We start from the raw sequence: 4,626 nt of genomic DNA, 5'->3' as shown, positions 1-4,626 counted from the left end.
CCGCTCCCGCGACCCCGCCCGCTCCCGCGGGCCCGCCGTCGGCTCCGCCCGTGTACCCGCTGGGCGCCCCCGATTCTCCGTACGGTGGCTCGGGGGGCCCGTCCGGTGCCCCCGCGTCCCCGCCCGAGCACCCGGCCGCCGCGCCTCTGGACCGGATGCCCACGCAGATCGCCGGGACGGGCTCGCAGCCGCCTCCGCCGAGTGCCCCGCCCGGGCACGCACCGGGGGCGGCGCCCGCCGGGTACGGCTTCCCCCAGCAGTACACCCAGCAACCCGCCGGCGGGTACGGGCAGCAGTCCGGCGCCGCCTCCGGCTACGGCTACCCGCAGAGCGCGGCGCAGGCGCCGTACGGGCCGTACGGGGCGTACGGGCAGGGGTCGTACGGCGGTGGGCAGGGGGCCGGAGCCGCTCCGGGGCCCGGTCTCGGCTCCACCCCGCCCTACGGGCCGAACCCTCTCCACGGACCCGGCCCGGCGACGGGCCCCGGCGGGCAGCCCGAGCCCGCGCGCGGCAACCGGCGCTCCTCCGCGCTCCTCGTCGTCGTCGCGCTGGTCGTCGCGCTCGGTGCGGGCGGCTCGGTGTACGCGCTGATGAAGAAGGGTGACGACGGCGGCAAGGAGGACGACGCCAAGAGCGGCCCGGCGACGAGTGCGCCGGAAACGCCGGGGCCCGCGACCGACCGGCCGACGGAGCCGGAGACCTCCCCGGACGAGACCACCGAGTCTCCCGACGCCGGCACGGTCCCGGAAGGCTTCCTCGGCACCTGGAGCGCCACCATCGCCGGTTCCGACGGCGCGGACACCCGCCGGCTCGTCATCCAGCAGGGCGAGGTCGGCGAGACCGTGCTCTCCCTCACGGCGGACGGCCCGCTCGAAGGCGGCGGCACGTACCACTGCGTGTTCGAGGCGCCGCTGACGGACGAACCGGCCGACGACGGCCCCCTGCGGATCGGCCCCTCCACCGTCACCACCGGCGAACCGGCCGCCTCCTGCTCCCCGGGCGCCGCCACCACGGTCACCCTCCTGCCCGACGGACAACTACAGCGCGTCGACACGGCGGGCAAGTCGGTGACGTACACGAAGGCGGACTGAGCGACGGCCTTGCGGGCCCGAAAAGGCGGGCCCGAAAAGGCGGACCCGAAACGGCGGACCTGAGAAGGCGGACCTGAGAAGCATGGGGCGCAGCCCCTGCTTTTCAGGGGCGCGGGGAACTGCGCGACCAGCCCCCACCCACCCGCGGCCAACGAACCCACCCGCCGGGGGCCTGGGGGCGCAGCCCCCAGCTCGTGGAAGGGACGGGTAGGGGCGGAGGGGGCGAAGAAGCCACCCCACGGCTCACCGCGCCTCCGGCGGCCGCTGCCGGGGCATGTTCGGCCGGGCCCCCGGCGGCATCGGCACCCGCCCGTTGGCGCTCCCCTCCGGCCGGGAACCGGCACCCCCCGCCTGCACACCCAGCGGTGAACCCCCCGCCCGGAACTCCACCATCCAGTCCGCCGTCTCGGCCCGCACCAGCTCCGTGACGTCCTCGGAGAACCGCCGGAGCACCCCGAGACACCGCTCGGCGGCCTCCCCGGCCGTCCCCTCCGCCGGTCCCAGCACCTCCCGCGCACTCTCGGACGCCCAGTCGAACCGCAGCACCTGGAGCCGCCGCTGCACCGCCTGGGCCGTGGCGACGTCCCGCATCCATCCGGAGGTGACACCGAAGAACCGATCCACCGCGACGCACGCCACGCAGGACAGGAGCGCGAGATACCCCCAGGGGGCCGCCCCGCTCACCGCCCCGGTGAGGTCGAGCAACGGCAGCGCGGCCCCGGCGAGCGCCCCCGTCGCCGCGCCGATCCGCAGCACACGCGCCGCCATCCGTTTCCACACCCGGTCCGTGAGATACCACGAGGCGGTCTCCAGGGCCGCGCGCTCGACCCAGTGGTACAACTCCTCCAGCCGTTCCGCCGGCGCCCCCCAGTCCCCCTGCGGGAAGGGCCGCCCGGCCAGGTCCCCCACCCACGGCCCGGTCGCCGACGCCCACGGCTCCGCCCACAGCCCGGACCCCTCACCCCGCCCGTCCTGGGGTCCCCCCTCGGGCTGCATCTCCGGCTGGCTCACCCGGCACTCCCTACTGACGACGCTGCTGACGACAGTGCGAGACACGCGTACGGGCAGATGAAGGCACCCTGACGCGGCCGGACCCTTCCTACCTCCCAATGGGTGGCGAAGACCCCGTTTTCACCGCTTTTCCCCCTGGAAGAGGCGCTTGATCAGGTATACGAATCCCCGTCGGCTCACTCGAAAGAGTGGCGCGGCGCAGGCCGTGCCGACCACGTAGGCTCGTGACGACCGCAAGAACGTCCGCGGCGACGTTCGTAGGACGACGGCCGTGCGTCGTCGTTCGTGAGTACTCGTGCGAGGGAGCTGAACGTGATCCCCGGTGGTGGCCAGCCCAACATGCAGCAGCTGCTCCAGCAGGCCCAGAAGATGCAGCAGGACCTGGCGAAGGCACAGGAGGAGCTCGCGCGGACGGAGGTCGACGGCCAGGCGGGCGGCGGGCTGGTGCGGGCCACCGTCACCGGCTCCGGCGAACTGCGCGGCCTGAAGATCGACCCCAAGGCGGTGGACCCGGAGGACACCGAGACCCTCGCCGACCTGATCGTCGCGGCCGTCCAGGCGGCCAACGAGAACGCCCAGACCCTCCAGCAGCAGAAGCTGGGCCCCCTCGCCCAGGGCCTCGGCGGCGGTGGCGCGGGCATTCCCGGCCTGCCCTTCTGACACCCACGCGACCCCTCTGCGAGCCCATCCGTGCCGCGTACCGCCTTCCTCGGAGCGGCGGCGGCCGACTACGGTACGTACTGAAAGACACCAGGAAGGACGGCAGTCCGTGTACGAAGGCGTGGTCCAGGACCTCATCGACGAATTGGGGCGGCTGCCCGGCGTCGGTCCCAAGAGCGCGCAGCGGATCGCCTTCCACATCCTTCAGGCGGAGCCGACGGACGTACGGCGGCTGGCGCACACCCTCCTCGAAGTGAAGGCGAAGGTCCGCTTCTGCGCGACCTGCGGCAATGTCGCCCAGGAGGAGCTGTGCGGCATCTGCCGCGACTCCCGCCGTGACACCACGGTCATCTGCGTGGTGGAGGAGCCGAAGGACGTCGTAGCGATCGAACGCACTCGCGAATTCCGGGGCAAGTACCACGTCCTCGGCGGCGCGATCAGCCCGATCGAGGGCGTCGGCCCCGACGACCTGCGCATACGGGAGCTGCTGACCCGCCTGGCCGACGGGACGGTCACCGAGCTGATCCTGGCCACCGACCCGAATCTCGAAGGCGAGGCCACGGCCACGTACCTCGCCCGCATGATCAAACCCATGGGCCTCAAGGTCACCCGCCTGGCCAGCGGCCTCCCGGTGGGCGGCGACCTGGAATACGCGGACGAGGTGACCCTCGGCCGCGCCTTCGAGGGGAGACGATTGCTGGATGTCTGACGCCACGCTGCACGCGACGGACCTGAACCCGGACGACTTCGCGGTCCAGATCGCGGACCAGATCGAGAGCTTCCTCGTCGCGGTCACCGAGGTGGCCAAGGGCGACGAGCCGGACTCGGCCGTCCCCTTCCTCCTCCTGGAGGTGTCCCAGCTGCTTCTGGCCGGCGGCCGTCTCGGCGCGCACGAGGACATCGTTCCGGACGAGCGCTACGAGCCCGACCCCGGCCCCGAGACGGACGTCGACGAGCTGCGCGAACGCCTGGCTCTGATGCTTGAGCCGGTCGACGTCTACTCCGAGGTCTTCGACCCCTACGAGCCCCGCAAGGCGCCGGTTCCGGCCCGGATCTCCGACGACCTCGCCGACGTCATCGCCGACCTCCGCCACGGTATGGCCCACTACCGCGCGGGCCGCACCTCCGAGGCCCTGTGGTGGTGGCAGTTCTCCTACTTCTCCAACTGGGGCTCCACGGCCTCGGCGACACTCAGGGCCCTGCAGTCCCTCGTCGCCCACGTCCGTCTCAACCAGCCCCTCGCCGAGCTGGACGGCCTCGACACCGACCAGGAACTGATGGGCGACGAAACCCTGGAGTTCGAGGCGGGCCAGGTCATGGTGGAGGAGATCGCGGAACCGCTGGGACTGCGGAAGGTGAAGTAGCCCTTCGCGCCGCCCGCGCCCAACCTCCGCTCAGGGAATCGGGTCCCGTCCGACGCCGGGCGGGACCCTTCCGTGTCACCGGGCAGCCGGGACGGGCGGCGGAAGGGTGACGGAAAGTGCTCCCGCGGAGGAGCCTGCAAGTGCGGGCACCAGCGGTAGCGTAGGCACCGGCGTCGTACGACGCCCCGTACCTCCTCGCGCGATCCCCTCGCACCCCGACAGGAACCGGACCCAGTGACGTGACCGTTCTCCTGCTCCTTCTCGCCGCCGTGGCCGTGACCGCCGCAGTGCTGGGCCCCCGCGCCCTGGTGAAGGCGATGTGGCCCGAGCGGGAACCCGTGGTCGCGCTGTGGGCGTGGCAGTGCCTGGTGGCGGCGGCCCTGCTGAGCTGCCTCGCCGCGCTCGTGCTCGGGGCCGCGGCGGTGTTCGAGACCGTCCGCACGCAGGCCTTCGCGCCCGCACCCCCGGCCGTGACCGCCGCGTACGACCTCACGGCCGCG

At 73.2% G+C, this 4,626-nt stretch carries 4 protein-coding genes and 2 pseudogenes; 5 read left to right on the top strand and 1 reads right to left on the bottom strand.

Annotation, left to right across the window (positions count from 1 at the left end; genetic code table 11):
* Window positions 1–1,091 (top strand): annotated as a pseudogene (locus AWZ10_RS52325) (serine/threonine-protein kinase); the annotation flags it as partial.
* Window positions 1,092–1,334: 243 nt separating this feature from the next.
* Here the strand turns inward: AWZ10_RS52325 and AWZ10_RS12115 are convergent.
* Entirely contained in the window at window positions 1,335–2,102 is a 768-nt protein-coding gene (locus tag AWZ10_RS12115; RefSeq protein ID WP_060891061.1) for an SLATT domain-containing protein, read from the bottom strand.
* A gap of 312 nt (window positions 2,103–2,414) precedes the next feature.
* On the opposite strand from AWZ10_RS12115, the gene AWZ10_RS12110 reads away from it, so the two are divergent.
* The 4 genes and pseudogenes from AWZ10_RS12110 to AWZ10_RS12095 all read left to right on the top strand — a co-directional run.
* Window positions 2,415–2,762: a YbaB/EbfC family nucleoid-associated protein gene (locus tag AWZ10_RS12110; protein WP_037702683.1), complete on the top strand. Its 348-nt coding sequence runs from the start codon at window positions 2,415–2,417 to the stop codon at window positions 2,760–2,762.
* A 109-nt stretch (window positions 2,763–2,871) separates the two neighbouring features.
* Entirely contained in the window at window positions 2,872–3,471 is a 600-nt protein-coding gene (gene recR / locus AWZ10_RS12105) for a recombination mediator RecR (protein WP_046705269.1), read from the top strand.
* Entirely contained in the window at window positions 3,464–4,126 is a 663-nt protein-coding gene (locus tag AWZ10_RS12100) for a DUF5063 domain-containing protein (protein WP_037702679.1), read from the top strand. Before recR ends, AWZ10_RS12100 begins: the two co-directional genes overlap by 8 nt.
* A 239-nt stretch (window positions 4,127–4,365) precedes the next feature.
* A pseudogene (locus tag AWZ10_RS12095) lies at window positions 4,366–4,626 on the top strand (M56 family peptidase); the annotation flags it as partial.

Origin of the sequence: Streptomyces europaeiscabiei (assembly GCF_001550375.1) — a bacterium.
Lineage (GTDB): Bacteria > Actinomycetota > Actinomycetes > Streptomycetales > Streptomycetaceae > Streptomyces > Streptomyces europaeiscabiei.
Note: the sequence above shows the minus strand (reverse complement) of the source record. Positions and strands in the feature narration are given on the sequence as shown.